This window comes from Acidovorax sp. GW101-11A03, assembly GCF_059424825.1.
Genome location: NZ_JBWKZU010000075.1, coordinates 1 through 19,689, shown reverse-complemented (window position 1 = coordinate 19,689; position 19,689 = coordinate 1). Strand labels below are relative to the sequence as shown.

16 protein-coding genes are annotated in these 19,689 nt (G+C 66.6%); 5 read left to right on the top strand and 11 right to left on the bottom strand.

The window, feature by feature from the left end; genetic code table 11:
* Positions 1-100: 100 nt before the first annotated feature.
* On the bottom strand, positions 101-1,102 hold the full coding sequence (locus AC07Z7_RS21965) for an RluA family pseudouridine synthase (RefSeq protein ID WP_494767658.1): 1,002 nt from the start codon (positions 1,100-1,102) through the stop codon (positions 101-103).
* A gap of 599 nt (positions 1,103-1,701) precedes the next feature.
* Here AC07Z7_RS21965 and AC07Z7_RS21960 point away from each other — a divergent pair.
* The 4 genes from AC07Z7_RS21960 (at position 1,702) to queF (ending at position 7,742) form a co-directional block, all read left to right on the top strand.
* A complete protein-coding gene (locus tag AC07Z7_RS21960; protein WP_494767657.1) occupies positions 1,702-4,821 on the top strand; it encodes an Rne/Rng family ribonuclease in 3,120 nt (1,039 codons plus the stop codon).
* Positions 4,822-5,079: 258 nt separating this feature from the next.
* Entirely contained in the window at positions 5,080-5,865 is a 786-nt protein-coding gene (yaaA, locus tag AC07Z7_RS21955; RefSeq protein WP_494767656.1) for a peroxide stress protein YaaA, read from the top strand.
* Positions 5,866-5,910: 45 nt separating this feature from the next.
* The gene (locus tag AC07Z7_RS21950; RefSeq protein ID WP_205734073.1) at positions 5,911-6,819 is read left to right on the top strand and encodes a 2OG-Fe(II) oxygenase; all 909 of its coding nucleotides are present in this window, start codon (positions 5,911-5,913) and stop codon (positions 6,817-6,819) included.
* 77 nt (positions 6,820-6,896) lie between these two features.
* Positions 6,897-7,742: an NADPH-dependent 7-cyano-7-deazaguanine reductase QueF gene (gene queF, locus AC07Z7_RS21945; RefSeq protein WP_494767655.1), complete on the top strand. Its 846-nt coding sequence runs from the start codon at positions 6,897-6,899 to the stop codon at positions 7,740-7,742.
* Positions 7,743-7,750: 8 nt separating this feature from the next.
* Here queF and AC07Z7_RS21940 read toward each other — a convergent pair whose 3' ends face one another.
* The 10 genes from AC07Z7_RS21940 to amaB form a co-directional block, all read right to left on the bottom strand.
* Positions 7,751-8,017: a hypothetical protein gene (locus AC07Z7_RS21940; RefSeq protein ID WP_252657765.1), complete on the bottom strand. Its 267-nt coding sequence runs from the start codon at positions 8,015-8,017 to the stop codon at positions 7,751-7,753.
* Between the two features lie 179 nt (positions 8,018-8,196).
* Positions 8,197-8,685 carry a tetratricopeptide repeat protein gene (locus tag AC07Z7_RS21935; protein ID WP_494767654.1) on the bottom strand — a complete coding sequence of 163 codons (489 nt, stop codon included), beginning with the start codon at positions 8,683-8,685 and terminating at the stop codon, positions 8,197-8,199.
* A gap of 164 nt (positions 8,686-8,849) precedes the next feature.
* Complete coding sequence (locus AC07Z7_RS21930; RefSeq protein WP_494767653.1) at positions 8,850-9,638, bottom strand: anti-sigma factor; 789 nt, start codon at positions 9,636-9,638, stop codon at positions 8,850-8,852.
* The gene (locus AC07Z7_RS21925) at positions 9,635-10,270 is read right to left on the bottom strand and encodes an RNA polymerase sigma factor (protein WP_094285468.1); all 636 of its coding nucleotides are present in this window, start codon (positions 10,268-10,270) and stop codon (positions 9,635-9,637) included. The genes AC07Z7_RS21930 and AC07Z7_RS21925 overlap by 4 nt, the downstream gene beginning before the upstream one ends.
* A 115-nt stretch (positions 10,271-10,385) precedes the next feature.
* Positions 10,386-11,615 (bottom strand): Y-family DNA polymerase, encoded by a 1,230-nt coding sequence (locus AC07Z7_RS21920; RefSeq protein WP_494767659.1) that lies wholly within the window; start codon positions 11,613-11,615, stop codon positions 10,386-10,388.
* Positions 11,616-11,776: 161 nt separating this feature from the next.
* Positions 11,777-13,462 carry a thiamine pyrophosphate-binding protein gene (locus tag AC07Z7_RS21915; RefSeq protein WP_494767652.1) on the bottom strand — a complete coding sequence of 562 codons (1,686 nt, stop codon included), beginning with the start codon at positions 13,460-13,462 and terminating at the stop codon, positions 11,777-11,779.
* Between the two features lie 23 nt (positions 13,463-13,485).
* Complete coding sequence (locus tag AC07Z7_RS21910) at positions 13,486-14,712, bottom strand: pyridoxal phosphate-dependent aminotransferase (RefSeq protein ID WP_494767651.1); 1,227 nt, start codon at positions 14,710-14,712, stop codon at positions 13,486-13,488.
* Positions 14,709-15,626, bottom strand: a complete 918-nt coding sequence (locus AC07Z7_RS21905; RefSeq protein ID WP_494767650.1) for an amino acid ABC transporter substrate-binding protein — start codon at positions 15,624-15,626, stop codon at positions 14,709-14,711. The genes AC07Z7_RS21910 and AC07Z7_RS21905 overlap by 4 nt, the downstream gene beginning before the upstream one ends.
* Before the next feature lie 50 nt (positions 15,627-15,676).
* Entirely contained in the window at positions 15,677-16,873 is a 1,197-nt protein-coding gene (locus AC07Z7_RS21900; RefSeq protein ID WP_494767649.1) for an NAD(P)/FAD-dependent oxidoreductase, read from the bottom strand.
* Positions 16,874-16,896: 23 nt separating this feature from the next.
* Positions 16,897-18,432, bottom strand: a complete 1,536-nt coding sequence (gene amaB / locus AC07Z7_RS21895) for an L-piperidine-6-carboxylate dehydrogenase (RefSeq protein ID WP_494767648.1) — start codon at positions 18,430-18,432, stop codon at positions 16,897-16,899.
* Positions 18,433-18,677: 245 nt separating this feature from the next.
* Between amaB and AC07Z7_RS21890 the strand changes: the two genes are divergently transcribed.
* Entirely contained in the window at positions 18,678-19,583 is a 906-nt protein-coding gene (locus AC07Z7_RS21890; protein WP_494767647.1) for a LysR family transcriptional regulator, read from the top strand.
* The last annotated feature ends 106 nt before the right edge of the window (positions 19,584-19,689 follow it).

The following is a 19,689-nucleotide window of genomic DNA, read 5'->3' as shown; positions in this document are numbered from 1 at the left end:
GAGTCGAACAGGGTGCCGTCCCAGTCAAAGGCGATGAGGTCGAAGCGGCGCGGACGGAAGTTTTTGACAGACATGGAGGGAGGTTCTTCGCGCTGGATCGTCAGGCGGGGGCAACAAAATCGGCCAGCTCGGGGGGCAGTTCGGCAATCAGCTGCACACGCTCACCCGAGGCCGGGTGGTTGAACTGTAACCGCCACGCATGCAGAAACATGCGCTTCATCCCCTGCTTCTGCAGGCGCTTGTTGAGGTCGAAGTCGCCGTATTTGTCGTCGCCCACGATGGCGTGCCCCTGGCTGGCCAGATGCACACGGATCTGGTGGGTGCGGCCGGTCTTGATGGTCACCTCTAGCAGCGACATTGCCGGCAGGCCCTGCTCCGGCCGGGCCGCCGCCGTGCTGCGCACCTTGACCAGGGTGATGGAGCGCATGCCGTCCGGGTCGTCGGCCGTGGTGACGCGCACGCGGCGCTCGCCGTCGGCCTGTAGGTACTTGTGCAGCGGCAGGTCGATGACCTTCTTGTTGGCGGGCCAGGTGCCGGTGACCAGCGCCAGATAGGTCTTGCCCGTCTCGCGCTCGCGGAACTGGTCTTGCAGGTGAGTGAGCGCTGACCGCTTCTTGGCCACCAGCAGGATGCCCGAGGTCTCGCGGTCCAGCCGGTGCACCAGCTCCAGGAATTTGGAACCCGGGCGCGCCTGGCGCAGCTGTTCGATCACGCCAAAGCTCACGCCGCTGCCACCGTGCACCGCTACGCCCGCAGGTTTGTCGAGGGCGATCAGGTGCTCGTCTTCGAGCAGGATGGGGAATTCACGCGCGGGTGCCGGGCGCTCGGCCTTTTCGGCCACCTTGTCGGAGATGCGCACGGGCGGCAGGCGCACCAGGTCGCCCGCCTCCACCCGGGTGTCGGCGCTCGCGCGGCCCTTGTTGATGCGTACCTCGCCGCTGCGGATGATGCGGTAGACATGCGTCTTGGGCACGCCCTTCAGGTGGCGTATCAAAAAGTTATCGAGCCGCTGGCCGGCGGAGTCTTCATCGACCTCCACCATGCGGGCTGCGGGAAGGCCCGCAGGAGCGGCGGGCGGTTTGGCCCCTATAATGTGTTTCACCTGCGCGTTGTCATGTAAGTGGTTGATTTGTCTGGAGTTTAGTCCACACAGCCCGTTGCCCCGTGCAGGCAGGTCGATGCCAGCGGGTGTCGTGCGCGCAGATTGCAGGCCAGATGCCTGTGGTGGCCCGCATGCCACGCGGCGGGCTGACAGATTGAAACACTGATACGGAATCCCCCAAGCTGGCAGATGTTCCCTACCCGGGCGCAGCCTGCCAGCGGATCAAAGCGAGCATGTGGTTGTTGATGGCATGGATAGAGACCCTGTGGCGGAGGCTGCGGCCTTTGGCTGCATGCTCAAAATCGCCTTCAGCGCCCAGCCAGCAAGCGCATTCAGCTACTTTTTTGCTAGCAAAACTGCGCTCCTACCACTCGCCCCCATCCACGCGCCCCTGCCTCACGATGCTGCGCTAGAGCGCGGCAGATCATTGGCATCCCCGGCAATTCCCTTCGTTTCGATGCGTCAGTCCAGGCATTCACAGCTCCTGTAGAGCTTGTTGTATTGGTTTGGAAACTGTGGGCGGCAGCCCGCGCAGCCCGTCCCTGTGGGTCAGGTCGGCTGCACCGCTGCTGTCCGCGAAACACTGAAGGAATCGCATCATGAAGCGGATGCTCATCAACGCCACGCAGCCCGAAGAACGGCGCCTGGCCATCGTCGATGGACAAAAACTCCTCGACTACGAAATCGAGATCGAAGGGCGCGAACAGCGCAAGGGCAACATCTACAAGGCCGTCGTGACGCGCGTCGAGCCCTCGCTGGAAGCCTGTTTTGTGGACTACGGCGAAGACCGCCACGGCTTTCTGCCATTCAAGGAAATCTCGCGCCAGTACTTCGCTCCCGGCGTGTCGCCCAGCCAGGCGCGCATCAACGAAGTCATCAAGGAAGGCCAGGAACTGCTGGTCCAGGTCGAAAAGGAAGAGCGTGGCAACAAGGGCGCTGCCCTGACGACCTTCATCTCGCTGGCCGGCCGCTATGTGGTGCTGATGCCCAACAACCCCCGAGGTGGTGGCGTCTCGCGCCGCATTGAGGGCGAGGACCGCGCCGAGCTCAAGGAGGCGATGGACCAGCTGGAATACCCCAACGGCATGTCCATCATTGCGCGCACTGCGGGCATTGGCCGCACCGCCCCTGAGCTGCAGTGGGACCTGAACTACCTGCTCAAGCTCTGGAACGCCATTGACGGCGCCGCCAAGGGTGGCCGGGGCGCGTTCCTGATCTACCAGGAATCGAGCCTGGTGATCCGCGCGATCCGCGACTACTTCAACAACGACATCGGTGACATCCTCATCGATACCGACGACATCTACGAACAGGCGCAGCAGTTCATGGCGCACGTCATGCCCGAGCATGCCGCCCGCGTGAAGCGCTACCGCGACGACGCCGCCCTGTTCAGCCGCTTCCAGATCGAGCACCAGATCGAATCGGCCTATGCCCGCACCGTGAGCCTGCCTTCCGGCGGCGCCATCGTGATCGACCACACCGAAGCGCTGGTGTCCGTGGACGTGAACTCGGCCCGCGCCATCAAGGGCGGCGACATCGAGGAAACCGCCACCCGCACCAACCTGGAAGCCGCCGACGAAGTGGCCCGCCAGATGCGCCTGCGCGACCTGGGCGGCCTGATCGTGATCGACTTCATCGACATGGAAGAGTCGAAGAACCGCCGCGAAGTGGAAAACCGCCTGCGCGACGCGCTGCGCCAGGACCGCGCCCGCGTGCAGTTCGGCACCATCAGCAAGTTCGGTCTGATGGAAATGAGCCGCCAGCGCCTGAAGCCCGCCTTGAGCGAAGGCTCGTCCATCCCCTGCCCCCGCTGCGGCGGCTCGGGCCACATCCGCGACACCGAATCGTCGGCGCTGCAGATCCTGCGCATCATTCAAGAAGAATCGATGAAGGACAACACGGCCGCCGTGCACTGCCAGGTGCCGGTGGAGGTGGCCTCGTTCCTGCTCAACGAAAAGCGCACCGAGATCGCCAAGATCGAACTCAAGCAGCGCGTGGCCGTGCTGATGGTGCCCAACAAGACGCTGGAAACCCCCAACTACCGCCTGGAACGCCTCAAGCACGACGACCCGCGCCTGGACCACATCGAAGCCAGCTACAAGCTTGCCGAGGAAGTGGAAGACCCCACGGCCGTGACGCGCCGCTCGCAAGAGCCCACCAACAAGCAGACCCCGGTAATCAAGGGCGTGCTGCCTGACGCGCCCGCTCCGCAGGTCGAGCCCCGCCCTGAAGGCGCGGCCCGCCCAGCACGTGCTGGCCAGGCCCCACGCGGTGCTGCTGCACCAGCGCCCGCACCGGCCCCGGTGGCAGCGCCCGCCCCGGCCGCGCCGCAGGAGCAAGGCTTCTTTGCCTGGCTCAAGAGCCTGTTCGGCTTTGGCAGCGCGCCCGCTGCGGCCCCGGCCCCGGTGGCAGCTCCTGCCGCCGCACCGGCCGCCGAGCCCGCTGGCCGTGGCGAACCCCGCCGCGAAGGCCGCAACGGTGAAGGCCGTGGCCGCCGCAGCGGTGGCCGCGATGGCAACCGTGAAGGCCAGCGTGAAGCCGGCCGTGACAGCAACCGCGAAGCTGGCAACGGCGAAGGCCGTGGCCGCCGTGGCGAGCGTTCGGCCGAAGGCCGCGCCCCCCGCGACGTGGAGAGCCGCCCACCGCGTGACACCGACCGCCGCCCCGAGGGCGAAGGCCGTGAAGGTGGTGGCCGCAGCGGACGCGATGGACGCGACAGTGGCCGTGGCCGCCGCGATGCCGAGCCCCGCCAACAGAATGTGGCCCTGAACGGCGACAACACCGCCGCCAGCGCACAGGTGGAAGGCCCGGGCAACCAGGGCGCCGAAGGCACACCAGCCCAGCAGCCCCGTGGTGAACGCGGCCCCCGCCGCGAACGTGGTGACCGCGCCCCCCGTGGCGAACGCGCACCCCGCGCCGTGGAAGCCCAGGAAGCGGCAGCGGCACAGGCCCCTGCCGTGCCCGGCGACTTTGCCGACACAGCGCCCCTGGCCTCGCTGCCCGACCTGGACCTCAGCGGCAATGACGCTCCCGGCAACGGCCAAGGCGCAGGTGGAGAAGAGCAGCGCCGCGAACGCCGTTCACGCGACCGCTATGGCCGCGACCGCCGTGAACGCGGTGAACGTGGCCCCCGCGATGGCAACGGTGCCGAAGCCGCTGCTGCACCCGCCATGCTGGACTTCGACCTGACCCAGGCCGCGCCCGCAGCAGCCACGGCATCCCAGGACGAGCCCCCACGCCGCAGCTACTTCAGCGCCCCGGCCACTGCGCCCACCGCTCCGGTGGCGGCAGAGGCCGAAGCCGTGGCACCCGCTGCAGCGCCCGTGGCCGCTGTGCCTGCGCCCGCGCCAGTGGTCGCCGCCGCACCTGTCGCCGCAGCAACCACCCCTGCGGCACCCGCGGCAGTGGCCCCGGCTGCTGCCACAGCGGCCCCCGCAACCGCAGCAGCCCAGAGCGGCCTCCCCCGCGTACAGGCGTTCACGCTGCCGGTCGATGCACTGCAGCAAGTGGCCGCTTCGTCGGGCCTGCAATGGGTGAACTCCGATGCAGAAAAGATCGCCGCCGTGCAGGCCGCGATTGCCGCCGAACCCAAGCCCATCCACGTGCCCCGCGAACGGCCTCCTGTGGTGGTAGTGGACGAAGGCCCGCTGGTGCTGGTGGAAACCCGCCGCGACCTGTCGGCCATGCCCCTGCCTTTTGAGCAGCCACCAGCGGCTTGAAGCCCGCAGCACATGGCTCCCGCCCCTGGCGGTGGCTGTGAACCCAGAAGGCGGCTCCGGCCGCCTTCTTTTTTTGGGGTCGCGCGAGCAAGGCCCAGCGCCTTGTTCAGCGTTGGCAGCGCGTGCCCGCCAATACCCATGAGCGATCGGCAACCGGGATGGAGCAGGTACCATTTCCTGCATAGCCCGCATAGCCCGCATAGCCCGCACAGCCGCTGGCAAACCGCCCCCCTATAGACCCAAGAGCTTTCCGCCCCCATGCTGTTCCTGCTGTCCCCTGCCAAGTCGCTCGACTACGACACGCCCCTGCCCGAGGGCCTGCCACACACCACGCCGCAGTTTGTGCCCCAATCCACGGCCCTCATCGAGGTGCTGCGCACGCAGTCCCCGCAGCAGATCGCCTCGCTGATGGAGCTGAGCGACCAGCTTGCGGCGCTGAACGTGGCACGCTACCAGGCCTGGCGGCCCCGCTTCACGGCCAGCAACTCACGCCAGGCGGTGCTGGCTTTCAACGGCGATGTCTACGACGGGCTGCAAGCCCGCAGCCTGGGCCCCGACGACCTGGACTGGGCGCAGAGCCATGTGGCCATCCTGAGCGGCCTGTACGGCGTGCTCCGGCCGCTGGACCGCATGCAGCCCTACCGCCTGGAAATGGGCACACGCCTGGCCACCGGCGCGGGCAGCAACCTCTACCAGTTCTGGGGCAGCCAGATCGCCGAACACCTCAACACCCGGCTGCGCTCCGACACCACGCCCGTGGTGGTCAACCTGGCCTCGCAGGAATACTTCAAGGCCGTGGACCGCAAGGCGCTCAAGGCCCGCGTCATCGAGTGTGTGTTCGAGGACTGGAAGGGCGGCAACTACAAGATCATCAGCTTCTTTGCCAAACGTGCGCGCGGCCTCATGGCACGCTATGCCATCACCCACCGCATTGCCACGCCGCACAAGCTCGAAGGTTTTGATCTGGACGGCTATGCCTTTGCCCCGGCATCATCCGACCCGGAGCGCCTGGTGTTCCGGCGCAAGGCGGCACCTGCCGCATGAATTGAATTGTTGTGCCTCCCCACCGCACCCCGTTGAAGGACCGCCATGGCATCACGCTCTGACACGCATTCCGACAGCACCACCACGGCCCAGCGCAACCATACGGCGCGGCAGGCCATCACGCCCGAGCTGCGCCGCTGGATCATCGAGCAGGCACAGGCCGGCCACGCCGCGCCCGTGGTGCTGCAGTCCATGCGCGACGCGGGCTGGGACGAGGACGTGGCTGCCGACGCGCTGGAGATCACGCTGCAGGACCACCTGAACGAGCTGGCCGTGCAACAGGGCCTGCCCTCGGCCGTGCCCGTGCCCGAACCGCAGCTCGATGCATCACCCTCGCAAGTGGACTGCGGCGACCGCATGGTCAACGTGCTGCTGGCCATGGCCCAGCCGCGCATCGTGGTGTTTGGCAACCTGCTGTCGCCCGAGGAATGCGACGCCCTGATTGCCGACGCCGAACCCCGCCTGGCGCGCTCGCTCACCGTGGCCACCAAGACGGGTGGCGAAGAGATCAACGCCGACCGCACCAGCGACGGCATGTTCTTCCAGCGCGGCGAAACCCCGCTGATCCAGCGCATCGAAGAGCGCATCGCCCGCCTTTTGAACTGGCCCATCGAGAACGGAGAAGGCCTGCAGGTGCTGCACTACCGCCCCGGCGCCGAGTACAAGCCGCACTACGACTACTTCGACCCCGCCGAGCCCGGCACGGCCACCATCGTCAAGCGCGGCGGGCAGCGCGTGGGCACGCTGGTGATGTACCTCAACACCCCCGAAAAAGGCGGCGGCACCACCTTCCCCGACGTGCATCTTGAGGTGGGCCCGCAGCGCGGGAACGCGGTGTTCTTCAGCTACGAGCGCCCCCACACCTCCACCCGCACGCTGCACGGCGGCGCCCCCGTGATCGCGGGTGAGAAGTGGATCGCCACCAAGTGGCTGCGTGAGCGGGAATTCAAATAAAAACAGGCCTCTCCGCCCGTCCATATTGCCTTAATAGCTATTAAAAAGATAGCAAATATACATACAACCACACCAGCATGAACACGCCAGAACAATCCCAGCTGGGCAAGGCCTCGGCCTATGTAGACCAGTACGATGCCGCGCTGCTATTCCCCATCCCCCGCGCAGGCAAGCGGGCCGAGATCGGCATCACCGGCGCTGCGCCCTTCTTCGGCGCCGACCTGTGGACGGCCTTCGAGCTGTCATGGCTGAATGCGCGCGGCAAGCCGCAGGTGGCGCTGGCGCACATCACCGTGCCCTGCGAGACGCCCAACATCGTTGAAAGCAAATCGTTCAAGCTGTACCTCAACAGCTTCAACAACACACGGTTTGCCGACATGGCCGAGGTACAGGCCCGCATCCGCAACGACATCAGTGAGGCCGTGTGGCGCGGTGCAGAGCACGCCGCCACGGTGGGCGTGAAGCTCGTCGCGCCCGAGCTGTTCGACCAGGAACCCGTGCACGAGCTGGATGGCCTGAGCCTGGACCGGCTGGATGTGGAATGCACGCGCTACCAGCCCGCACCCGAATTGCTGACGGCCGAATTCAACGAAGCGCCCGTGACGGAGACGCTGACCAGCAACCTGCTCAAAAGCAACTGCCTGGTGACCGGCCAGCCCGACTGGGGCAGCGTGCAGATCAGCTACAGCGGCCCGCAGATCAACCAGGAAGGCCTGCTGCAGTACCTGGTGAGCTTTCGCAACCACAACGAGTTCCACGAGCAGTGTGTGGAGCGCATCTTCATGGACCTGTGGGCACGCTGCAAACCCATCAAGCTCACGGTGTATGCGCGCTACACGCGCCGGGGCGGGCTGGACATCAACCCCCTGCGCACCAGCCACCCGCAGGGCCTGCCGCGCAATGTGCGCACGGCGCGGCAGTAAGCCCGCCATCAGCCCCGCACATCAAGCCAGTCACACCGCAGGGTATGACGCAAATGTGCGCGGGTGCGCCAGGTCACGTACAGACTGGGCACAAAGATACCGATCAGGCTCAGTGGGGCGGTAAGCGGCTCGCCAAAGGCGCAGATGGGAAACCAGCCCACCCATCCCAACACCCAGAGCGTCAGCACCAGGTCCCACAGGTGGTACTCCAGCGGGTGGTCACCCTTGTGCGCAACATGCCATTGCTTGATGCGTTGCAGCTCGTTCAGCGTCATGGGAATCTCCCGGAAAACGGGTGATTCAATGTAAGTTACGAGTAAGGCTTCGTCAAGGAATACCGGGATGAAGATCGCCTCTCCCCTGAGGGTGACAAAGCCCCCGGCTTGCCTGATCGCTCCAGCAGCCCGCCAGCGCCCCGCCCCCCCCGCCCCCCCCGGCACACCAGCGCCCCCGTTCACTGCGCAGGCTTGTACGCCGCGATGGCCTTGGCCAGATCAGTGGTTTCCTCGCACTGCGCGCAAATGGCCTGCAGTTTGGCGAGCTGGGCTTCGGCCTGCGCCTTCTGGCCCACCTTGAGGTAGCCCATGCCCGAGTATTCCAGTGCGCCCTTGTGGCGGGGGTCCAGCGCCAAGGCCTTGTTGTAGGCGGCAAACGCCTCGTCGTACTTGCCCAGCCAGCGGTTGGAGTAGCCCAGCAGGTTGTAGGCATCGGCATTCTGCGGGTTCTGGGCCACCACCTTGCTGAAGCTGCTGGCCGCCAGCGCCCAATTCTTGGCCTCGATGGCTTTTTTGCCCACCGCAAAGTCGTCAATGCGGGTGTTCTCGACCGGCGTGGTGGGTGTATCGGCGGCATGGGCAGTGTGCAGCGCACACAGGGGCGCCGCCGCCAATGCCAGGCTTAGCAGGGGCGTGGACATCCAACGGCGAACAGAATAGGAAGGCATGGGAAGACTCCTGAAAACGCAGACAAGAAAAAAGGGGTGAGAGGCCGCACCGGCCCCATGCCGCGCAACGGCACCTTGGACAAACGCCACGGAGAGCCAAACGGATGTAGTGCCCGGAAAATTTTTTCTTAGCGACGCCAGGGGCGGCCTCGCCCCGCCCCCCGTCACCACAGCTTGGCGCAGTTGCCAGTGAAAAGCACGGTACCACTGGGCACCTGGGGCGTTGCCGATGTCTCCTGTGTCACCATGAGCTTGCTGACCTTGAGTAGCAGCTTCTCTGACGTATCGGGCAATGCCGACACCGCAGAGCCCGTCACCGGCACCGTACCCAGCACAAATGGGGCACCGTCGGCGGGCACCGCCCACAGCACCAGCTGGGGGGCAGCGCCCGCCATCGTGGCAGGAGCTGCGGGCATCGCTGGAAGCGTGATGGGCCCGATGGCCTTCACCGTCAGCGTGCGCCCATGGCGCAACGAACTCACCAGCACCTTGCCATTGCCAGCCGCGTCCGTCAGCAAGCCCACATAGGCCTGCGGCAGCTTGTCCCCAGCGCGCAGGGCCACCTGGTCGCTCGACACAAACCAGGTGGGCACCGCAGCCACCAGCGCCACGGTGGCCGCCACCCCCAGCACCAAGCCCGCCAAGCCCTGCAACACCCCATGGCGCCGCCACAACGCGCCCATCCAACCGCCCTGCAGGGCGACTTCTTTCACATTCAAATCGCGCGGCCGGGTGCGCGCCTCAATGGCGGCCCACACGCGCGGCGGTGGCTGCTGCATCGGCACCGAACTGGCCAACAGGCCCAGCCGTGCTTCCCATTGCGCCACCAGCAACTGCAGGTCGCTGCGATCTCTCAGCAGCCGCACAAACCGGCGGCGCGCACCGCCGCCCAGGGTGCCCAGCACATAGGCAGACGCCAGGTGGTCCAGCAGCGCGGGATGGGTGTATCTCATGCGCCCACCCCTTGCGCGGCCAGGCAGTTTTTCAGGCGTTCCAGGCCCCGCCGGATCCACGCCTTGACCGAGCCCAGTGGCGCGCCCATCTGCGCCGCCACCTCGGAATGCGACAGGCCCTGGTAATAGGCCAGCGCCAGACTTTGCCGGTGGCTCCCGTCCAGCGCATTCATGCAGCCGTCGATGCGCAGCGCCTGGGTGGCCTGCTCCAGCAGGTGCTGCGCGCTGGGTGCGGTGGCCCATGCAGATGCAGCATCCGGCGCGTCGCTGCCTTCCGCCTCACCGCCTGCGGGCTCGGTGGTGTCGTTCCAGGCGCTTTCGGGCCGCCGCGCACGGGCGCGCAAAGCGTCCAGCGCCTTGTTGCGCACAATGGCAATCAGCCATGTCATGGGCTGGACAGGTTGCCCACCCACTTCGCTGCGGTAGCTTCCAGCGTTTTTCCAGATGCTCACATACGCCTCTTGCAGCACGTCCTCTGCCGCCTGTCCTTGCCCCAACATACGCACGGCAACGCCGAACAGATGCACATGGGTGCGCTGGTAGACCTGCGCGAAGGCGGCATGATCACCCGCGGCGGCCGCGCGGATCAATGCCTGCAGGTTGGCGGAGGAGCGATCAGTGGCAGTGGCCATATGCGCGCGAGTATAGAAACGCGGCAGCTGTTGCAGCCAGCCCGCGCCCTGGGTGTTTACGCCGATTGCCACGGCCCCGCCGGGCCGTGGCGTGGCAGAAGTGGGCCAGCCCGCGCTAAAAAAGCTGGGCAGTGCCCCCCACACCGTCGGTGCCACCGGTGGTGCCTGGCTTGCGTCGGCGTGTTTCTGCCGCTGCCCCAGCCCGGGGTTCCAGCACGGGCTCTTCACCCCGCCGCGCCAGCGTGCTGGCCCGCACACCGAGCAGCCGCAGGCGCTTGTCCAGCGGTACGCGCTTGAGGCACTGCCCCGCCAACTGACGGATGGTGGCGCCATCGGCCGTGTAGATGCCCGCCGTGTGATCGCGCGTGGCAATCTTGAAGTCGTCGTAGCGCAGCTTGATGCCAATGGTGCGCGCCACATAGCCCTTGCGCTGCAGGTCCTCGGCCAGACGCAGGCACAGGTCGGTGAAGATCGCGCCCAGTTCCGCCTTGTCGCGCACGGCGTGCAGGTCGCGGTCAAAGGTGGTCTCGCGGCTCATGCTCACGGGCTCGCTTTCGGTCACCACGGGGCTGTCGTCGCGGCCCCAGGCCACGCGGTGCATCCAGGCGCCGGTGGACTTGCCGAAATGGCCGATGAGCCACTGCGGATCCTGCGCCGCCAGCTGGCCGATGGTCTCGATGCCCAACCGCGCCAGCTTCGCGCCCGCCTTGGGCCCGATGCCGTTGATCTTTCGCACGTTCAGCGGCCAGATTTTTTTCTGCAGGTCTTCCTCGTAAACGATGGAGATGCCATTGGGCTTGTTGAACTCGCTCGCCATCTTGGCCAGCAGCCGGTTGGGCGCAACGCCGATGGAGCAGGTCAGCCCCGTCTTGTCGAAGATGCTTTTCTGGATGAGCCGCGCCAGCACCCGCCCGCCCTCGCGCTGGCCGCCGGGCACGTCGGTGAAGTCAATGTACACCTCGTCCACACCCCGGTCCTGCATCACCGGCGCGATCTCGGTGATGGCGGCCTTGAAGGTGCGCGAATAACGCCGCACCTCGTCAAAATCCACCGGCAGCACGATGGCCTGCGGGCACAGCCTGGCCGCCTTCATCATGCCCATGGCCGAGCCCACACCAAACTGCCGCGCGGCATAGGTGGCGGTGGTGATCACGCCCCGGCCCACATAGTCCTTGAGCAGCGGGAAATCCTCTACCGGGATGAAGCGCCGCTCGCGCTCGGCCGTGCCGTCGGGCCCGCGCAGCAGCAGCTCGTCCACCTTGCGCCGCCCGCCGCCAATGACCACGGGCAGGCCCTTGAGCTGCGGGTAGCGCAGCAACTCGACGGACGCGAAAAAGGCGTCCATGTCGAGGTGGGCAATGCGGCGCAGCTTGCCCCCGGTCTGGGCCGAGGTTGCCGGGTCGCTTTCAGCAAATTCAGATGCGGGAACGGTCACGCCCGCTATTGTGCGCGGCGGGGTGACAGCCTGCTGCCATCCCGCTCTTCAGCGCTATCGCCGGGTCACCATCACTGTTTTGCCAGGGCCGCTTTGCGAATGCCCTGCAGCGTGCCGGTGGGCGTGATCGCCTCGGGGTCGATCAGGCAGTGCAGCACGCTGGGCAGGCCGCTGGCACGGGCGCGGGCCAATGCCGGGCCGAACTCCTCGGTGGTGGTCACGCGTTCACCGTGGCCGCCAAAGGCCTGGGCGTAGGCCTTGAAGTCGGGGTTCTTGAGCTGCGTGGCGCTGATGCGGCCGGGGTACTCACGCTCCTGGTGCATGCGGATGGTGCCGTACATGGCGTTGTCCAGCAGCACCACGAGGATGGGCAGGCCGTACTGCACGGCGGTTGCAAACTCCTGACCGTGCATCAGGAAGTCGCCGTCACCCGCAAAGACCACTACCTCACGCTGGGGCCACAGGCGCTTGCCACCGACGCCTGCGGGCAGGCCGTAGCCCATCGACCCGCTGGTGGGCGCAAGCTGGCTCGCGTAGGTGGTGAAGGGCCAGAAGCGGTGAACCCAGGTGGCGAAGTTGCCCGCGCCATTGCAGAAGATGGTGTCAGCGGGCAGCACTTCCTTGAGGTGCTGCATCACCTGGCCCATTTGCAGGTTGCCGGGGATGCGGATGGGCGCCGTGTCGCTCCAGGCCAGGTATTCGGCATGGGCGGCTTCCGTGTGGGCAGTCCACGGCACTGCGGCCGTGGGGCGCACCGTATTGAGCGCTGCAGCAAACGCCTGCGGCGTGGCGTGGATGGCCTGGGTGGGGCGGTAGAGCTTGCCCAGCTCATCCGCATCGGCATGCACGTGCACCAAGGGTTGCGCGGGCGTCGGGATGTTGAACAGCTCGTAGCCCTGCGACGGAACTTCGGACAGGCGCCCGCCCAACACCAGCACCAGGTCGGACGCCTTGATGCGCGCCAGTAGCTTGGGGTTGACGCCCAGACCCAGGTCACCGCCGTAGCAGGCATGTGTGGCCGGGAACAGCATCTGGCGGCGGAACGAGCAGTACACCGGAATGGACCACGCTTCGGCAAACGCGGTGAACTCGCGCACCGCCTGCTCGGACCAGCGGCTGCCGCCCAGGATGGCCACGGGATTTTTGGCGGCTTGCAGGCGCTGCGCCAGCTCGGCCATCTGCGCAGTGCCAGGGTGGGTCTCCGCCACCTGGTAGGGCAACGCATCGGCCACAGTGGCGGCCTCGGTCAGCATGTCTTCGGGCAGCGCCACCACCACGGGGCCAGGGCGGCCCGAGGTGGCGACATGGAAAGCGCGCGAGATCAGCTCGGGCACACGGGCTGGGTCGTCAATCTGCACCACCCACTTGGCCATGGTGCCGAACACGGCGCTGTAGTCCAGCTCCTGAAACGCTTCGCGCCCCATGGCGTTGCGGGCCACCTGGCCCACGAACAGGATCATGGGCGTTGAATCCTGGTGCGCGATGTGAATGCCTGCCGATGCATTCGTAGCACCGGGCCCGCGCGTCACAAAGCAGATGCCGGGCTGGCCTGTGAGCTTGCCCTGCGCCTCGGCCATCATGGCCGCCCCGCCCTCCTGGCGGCACACCGTCACGCCGATGTCGGCATCATGCAGCGCATCGAGCACGGCCAGGTAGCTTTCGCCGGGTACACAAAAGAGCTGCTTCACATCGTGGGTGATGAGCTGCTGCACCAGGATCTGGCCGCCGGTGCGGGGGGTGAGGGAGGTCGTGTTCATGTCAACGGTATCGGATCAAAAATTCAGAACAGGGCCTGGCAGGCGCGCTGGATGCGTGCGCAGGCCTCTTGCAGGTCAGCCGTGGACGCAGCGTACGAGATGCGGAAGTACGGCGCCAGCCCCAGCACACCGCCGGGCACCACAGCCACATGGTGCTCGCGCAGCAAGTAGGCGCAGAAGTCGGCATCGGTGCGCAGCAGCAAACCGCCCGGCGTGGTGCGGCCCAGCACGCCTTCGCAGCTGGCAAAGGTGTAGAACGCGCCCTCAGGCACACGGCAGCGCAGGCCGGGTGAGGCGTTGAGTGCGGCCACCACCAGATCGCGCCGGTCCTGGAACGCTTGGCAGCGCTCGCGCACCACGTCTTGCGGCCCCGTCAGCGCGGCCACGGCCGCCGCCTGGCTGATGGACGAGGGGCACGATGTGGCCTGGCTTTGCACCACGGCCATGGCCGCAATCAGCGCCTTGGGGCCTGCGCCGTAGCCCAGGCGCCAGCCGGTCATGGCATACGACTTGGAGACACCGTTCACCGTCAGCGTGCGGTCGCGCAGCGAGGGCAGCACGGCGGCGGGCGTGGCAAACGCGCGGCCGTCGTACAGGATGTGCTCGTAGATGTCGTCCGCCAGCAGCCACACCTGTGGGTGGCGCTCCACCACTTCCAGCACCGGGCGCAGTTGCTCGGCGCTGTAGGCCGCACCACTGGGGTTGGAGGGCGAATTGATGAACACCCAGCGCGTGCGCGGTGTAATGGCCGCCTCCAGCTGCTCGGGCGTGATGCGAAAGCCGTTGGCCTCGGTGCAGGGCACCACCACCGGCACACCGCCCGCAATCAGCACCATGTCGGCGTATGACGTCCAGTACGGCGCGGGCAGGATCACCTCGTCGCCAGGGTTCACCGAGGCCATCAGCGCGTTGTAGAGGATCTGCTTGGCACCCGCACCTGCGGTGATTTCGTTGAGCTGAAAGTCCAGCCCGTTGTCGTGCTTGAACTTGTGCTGGATGGCGGCTTTCAGCTCAGCCGTTCCGTCCAGCACCGTGTAGTGCGTCTCCCCCCGCGCCATGGCCTGCTGCGCGGCCTCCAGGATGTGGGCTGGCGTATCGAAGTCCGGCTCGCCCAGGCCGAGCACGATCACGGGCTGGCCCTGGCGCTTGAGCTGGTTGGCCTCTTGCGTCAGGCGAACGATTTCCGAGACGCCGATGGCGCCCAGGCGGTCGGCCGCGCGGAAGGCCGTGGCGGGGATGGGAGCGTTCATTGCTGGTAGGTCTCCAGGGGCTTGTCGTTGGGGGTGGCAAACAGCTGGCGCAGCGTGGAGCCCAGCGGCAGGCTCAGGCCCACGTTCTTGGGCGGGATGGGGCTCACAAACCACTTGGCGTAGATCTTCTCCATCTCGCCGGATTGCATGAGTTTGGTCAGCACGCCATCCACCGCCGCCTTGAAGCTGGGGTCGTCCTTGCGGAACAGCAGCGCAATGGGCTCGGCGCCCAGCGGCTCGCCCACGATGCGGTAGGCCGAGGGGTCCTTGGAGTTGGCGATCATCCCGGCCAGCAGGTTGTCGTCGAGCACAAAGGCATCCGCGCGGCCCGACTCCAGCAGCAGGAAGCTCTCGTGGTGGTCCTTGCCCAGCACGGTCTTGATGGGGGCGCCGCCCAGCGCGCGCTCTTGCTTGCGCAGGAGCTGCACGGCGGTGGTGCCGGTCGATGCCGCAATGGTGCGGCCTGCAAGCTGGCTGATGGACTTCAGGTCCGAATCCTTGCGCACCGCCATGCGCACTTCGCTCACGTAGGTGGTTACGGCAAAGGCCACCTGCTGCTGGCGCGCGGTGTTGTTGGTGGTGGGGCCGCAGCCGATGTCCAGCGTGCCGTTCTGCACCAGCGGCAGCGTGTTCTGCGCCGTCACGGCCATGTATTCGAGCTTGGCGTCGGGTGCGATTTCTTTCAGCACGCGCTCGCACAGCTCGACGTGGTAGCCCACGTATTTTTCGTTTGCGCCCAACGCGTAGGCCATGGGCGGCGAGGTCTCGCGCACGCCCAGCACCACTTTGCCGCTGGCCTTGATCTTCTCCAGCGTGGGCTGGCTGACCGTCTGCGCCAGCGCGGGGGCCGTGGCCATGCAGGCCAGGGTCAGGCCTGCAGCGAGCGCTGTGAAGGTCTTGCGGGAAATTGCCATGTCGTTGTCTCCTTGTGTTTTGTCGTTGGCAGGTTAAAAAAAAGCAGGGCTCAGATCACGTTCTTTTCGAGCAGCGGCGCGTTGCGCGCAATGCGTTCGATGGACAGCGGCGACAGGTCCAGGCTTTGGTAGCGTCCTGTGAGCAGCAGCTCGGCCACGCCCCGGCCCACGGCAGGGCACTGCTGCAGGCCATGGCCCGAAAAGCCGTTGGCAAACACCAGGTTGTCGCACGCCGGGTGCAGGCCCACGATGGCGTTGTGGTCGAAGGTGTTCATCTCGTAGTAACCCGCCCAGGCACCCTGCATGCGCAGTGCCTCAAAGCCGGGGATGCGCTCTGCCAGCGTGGGCCAGATGAGGTTGTCAAACGCGGCGTACTCCGGCTCCAGCGGGGCAAAGTCGGCGTCGTTGTCGGCATCAGGCGCAAAGCCGCAGATGAAGCCTTTGCCCTCGGGCCGCAGCCAGATGCCGCTGGTGTCGATGAGCAGTGGGCAGCCCGGCAGCGCTGCGGGGCTGGCCAGGTTGAAGACGGTGCGGCGTTTGCCCACAACGGGCAAATCAATGCCCGCCCAGCCCGCAATGGCGGCCGCCCACGGGCCGCCCGCATTCACGGCGTAGCGGCAAGGCAGCACGGCGCCGCTTTTCAGTCGCACCGCATTCACATGCAACGCGCCATCGCTGGCCGCCGTGTCCAGCCCCACAGCCTCATCGGCCACATAGCGCACGCCCTGGCTCTGTGCCTTCTTGCGCAGCGCCGTCAGCAGCAGGTAGCCATCAAACCAGCCCTCGCCCGACAGGCCCAGCGAGCCCAGCACCACGTCCTGCAGCGCCAGCCACGGAAAACGCTCGGTCAATTGCTGCGGGCTGAGCAGCGCCACATCGGCGCCGTGCTGCTTCTGCAGTGCATGGTTCTCGCGCAGCGTGGCCTCGCCCGCCTGGGTGGCCAGGTACAGATAGCCGCCTTCGTGCAGACCGATGTCGGGCGCATCACCATGGCACGCCAACAGCTGGCCCACGTTCCGCAGAAAGCCGATGCCGAACGCCGAGATCTGGATGTTGATGTCGGTAGAAAACTGCTGGCGGATGGAGCTGGCCGACAGGGCCGACGAGGCACGCGCGTAGGTCGGATCGCGCTCGATCACCACCACCTCGCAGCCCGGTTGCTGCAGCGTGAGGAAATACGCAATCGCACTGCCGATGACACCACCGCCAATGATGACGATGGGGTGTGAGTCCTTAGCAATCAACATGAACGGGGCAACCAGCGCGTGGCTTACACGTCAAACGTCACGCCCTGTGCCAGCGGCAGCGCGGTGGAGTAGTTGATGGTGTTCGTTGCCCGGCGCATGTAGGCCTTCCAGCTGTCCGAGCCCGCTTCGCGGCCGCCGCCGGTTTCCTTCTCACCGCCAAACGCGCCGCCAATTTCGGCGCCGCTGGGGCCAATGTTCACGTTGGCAATGCCGCAGTCCGAACCAGCGGCCGACATGAACTGCTCCGCCTCGCGCACGTTGAGCGTGAAGATGGACGACGACAGGCCCGCGCCCACGGCGTTGTTCATGGCAATGGCTTCGTCGACAAGTTGATAGCGCACCACGTACAGGATGGGCGCAAAGGTTTCGTGCAGCGCGGGGCCTTCGTGCTTTTGCAGTTCGACCAGCGCAGGGCGCACGTAGTACGCATCCGCACCGCCCACGCCTTCCACACGGCCGCCGCCGTGCACGGTGGCGCCCAGCGCGCGGCTTTGCTCCAGCGCCTTTTGCATGCCGTCAAAGGCCATGTGGTCGATCAGTGGGCCCACCAGCGTGCCAGCGGCGCGCGGATCGCCCACCTGCACATTGGCGTAGACCTTGGCGAGCTGGGGCACCAGCTGGTCGTAAATGCTCTCGTGCACAAACAGGCGGCGCAGCGTGGTGCAGCGCTGGCCCGCCGTGCCCATGGCGGCAAACGCAATGCCGCGCAGGGCCAGGTTCAGGTCGGCCGTGGGCGCCACGATGGCCGCGTTGTTGCCGCCCAGCTCCAGAATGCCGCGCGCAAACCGCGCTGCCAGGCGCGGGCCCACGGCGCGGCCCATGGCCGTGGAGCCCGTGGCCGACAGCACGGGCACGCGGGCGTCATCCACCAGTACTTCGCCAATGTCGCGTTGGCCCACGATCAGCTCCAGCAGGCCTTCGGGTGCATCGGCGCCAAAGCGTGCGATGGCGCGCTGCGCAATCGCGTGCGTGGCCAGAGCCGTGAGCGGCGTTTTCTCCGACGGCTTCCACACCACCGAATCACCGCACACCAGCGCCAGCGCGGCGTTCCACGACCACACGGCCACGGGGAAGTTGAAGGCAGAAATCACGCCGCACACGCCCAGCGGGTGCCAAGTTTCCATCATGCGGTGGCCGGGGCGCTCGGTGGCAATCGTCAGGCCGTACAGCTGGCGCGACAGGCCCACGGCAAAGTCGCAGATGTCGATCATCTCCTGCACCTCGCCCAGGCCTTCGGACGGGATCTTGCCCGCCTCGATGGTCACCAGCAGGCCCAGGTCGGTCTTGGCGGCGCGCAGCTCCTCGCCCAGCAGGCGCACCAGCTCGCCCCGGCGCGGTGCGGGCACATTGCGCCATGCCTGGAAGGCCGCATGCGCGCGGCCGATGGCGGCCGTGGCGTCGGCCGCGCTTTGCTGTGGCACCTGGGCCAGCACCTCGCCCGTGATGGGCGAACGCGCAGCCAGCGTGCCACCGGTGTACGCAGCGCGGGGCACGCCCAGGCGTTGCAGCAGTTGATCAACTTCGGACACAAGGGGTGTGGCGGCAGGGGTGGCGGACATGGCGGCTCGCTAGCGTGGGTGGAGGCAGAGAAAGGGAAACAGCGTGGGAGAACACACGCAATGAATGCGCCAATATCCGCCAATCGGGCCACGCTGGATAGCAAAAAAATGGAACTACTTGATCACAAATCAGAATGAAGTGCCTGAAAATATCAGGACTGCTACCCCATACCCAAAGCGCGGCAGTGGCTCAAAAAGCTCAGTTTTTTGGCACCCATCATCATTCCCCCAATGCATAAACTGGTATGACCCTGCTGCGCCGTGCCTTCCTGCCCTCCACCGCCGACCTGCTGGCCTTTGAGGCCGCAGCCCGGCACCAGAGCGTGTCACGCGCGGCCGAGGAACTGCACCTCACGCAAAGCGCGGTGTCGCGCCAGATCCGGCAGCTGGAAGATCAGATTGGCACCGCCCTCTTCCACCGCGTGCGCCAGCGCGTGGTGCTGACCGACGCGGGCCGCGTCTATGCGGCCGACGTGCAAAACGTGCTGCAGCAGCTATCGGCCAGCACGCAAAAAGCCATGGCGTTTTCCAGCACCGACGGCCTGCTCAACCTGGCCGTGCTGCCCACGCTGGGCACCCGCTGGCTCATCCCGCGCCTGGGCGGCTTCATGGCGCTACACCCCGAGGCCATGGTCAACTTCTCGGCCCGCACCGAGCCGTTTGACTTTGCGGGCACACCGTTCGACGCCGCCATCCACTTCGGCACCCCGCACTGGGCGGGCGCCGTGTGCGAATACCTGATGCACGAAGAAACCGTGCCCGTGTGCAGCCCCACCTACCGCGACCGCCACGGCATCCGCACCCCACAGGATTTGACCCGCGTGGTGCTGCTGCAGCAAAGCACCCGCCCCACACAGTGGGCCGAGTGGTTTGAGCTGGTGGGCGTGCCCACGGCCCTGGCCCTGCGCGGCCCGCAATCCGAACACTTCGCCATGATTGCGCAGGCTGCGGTCTCGCACTTGGGTGCGGCCCTGCTGCCGCGCTTTTTGATTGAGCAGGAACTGGCGGAGGGGAGCCTGGTGGAGCTGTCAGACCAGGTGCTGACGAGCACCGATGCGTACTACTTGGTGTACCCCGAGGCGCGGGCGCAGACGCCGCTGGTGAAGGCGTTCAGGGATTGGGTGGTGGGGGAGTGTGGGGTGCGGAAGTGAGCGCTCTTCGACACCGATCCGATTCGCCAAGGGACGCTCTTCACGAATCGGTTCTGGCTGTGCCGTAGCGACGCCCGAACTAAAACAGCACCCGCTTTGGGTAGTT

Coding starts and splice junctions, on each gene's coding strand:
- AC07Z7_RS21960 (WP_494767657.1), top strand. CDS start 1,702: ATGAAGCGGATGCTCATCAACGCCACGCAGCCCGAAGAACGGCGCCTG.
- yaaA (WP_494767656.1), top strand. CDS start 5,080: ATGCTGTTCCTGCTGTCCCCTGCCAAGTCGCTCGACTACGACACGCCC.
- AC07Z7_RS21950 (WP_205734073.1), top strand. CDS start 5,911: ATGGCATCACGCTCTGACACGCATTCCGACAGCACCACCACGGCCCAG.
- queF (WP_494767655.1), top strand. CDS start 6,897: ATGAACACGCCAGAACAATCCCAGCTGGGCAAGGCCTCGGCCTATGTA.
- AC07Z7_RS21940 (WP_252657765.1), bottom strand. CDS start 8,017: ATGACGCTGAACGAGCTGCAACGCATCAAGCAATGGCATGTTGCGCAC.
- AC07Z7_RS21935 (WP_494767654.1), bottom strand. CDS start 8,685: ATGCCTTCCTATTCTGTTCGCCGTTGGATGTCCACGCCCCTGCTAAGC.
- AC07Z7_RS21930 (WP_494767653.1), bottom strand. CDS start 9,638: ATGAGATACACCCATCCCGCGCTGCTGGACCACCTGGCGTCTGCCTAT.
- AC07Z7_RS21925 (WP_094285468.1), bottom strand. CDS start 10,270: ATGGCCACTGCCACTGATCGCTCCTCCGCCAACCTGCAGGCATTGATC.
- AC07Z7_RS21920 (WP_494767659.1), bottom strand. CDS start 11,615: ATGGACGCCTTTTTCGCGTCCGTCGAGTTGCTGCGCTACCCGCAGCTC.
- AC07Z7_RS21915 (WP_494767652.1), bottom strand. CDS start 13,462: ATGAACACGACCTCCCTCACCCCCCGCACCGGCGGCCAGATCCTGGTG.
- AC07Z7_RS21910 (WP_494767651.1), bottom strand. CDS start 14,712: ATGAACGCTCCCATCCCCGCCACGGCCTTCCGCGCGGCCGACCGCCTG.
- AC07Z7_RS21905 (WP_494767650.1), bottom strand. CDS start 15,626: ATGGCAATTTCCCGCAAGACCTTCACAGCGCTCGCTGCAGGCCTGACC.
- AC07Z7_RS21900 (WP_494767649.1), bottom strand. CDS start 16,873: ATGTTGATTGCTAAGGACTCACACCCCATCGTCATCATTGGCGGTGGT.
- amaB (WP_494767648.1), bottom strand. CDS start 18,432: ATGTCCGCCACCCCTGCCGCCACACCCCTTGTGTCCGAAGTTGATCAA.
- AC07Z7_RS21890 (WP_494767647.1), top strand. CDS start 18,678: ATGACCCTGCTGCGCCGTGCCTTCCTGCCCTCCACCGCCGACCTGCTG.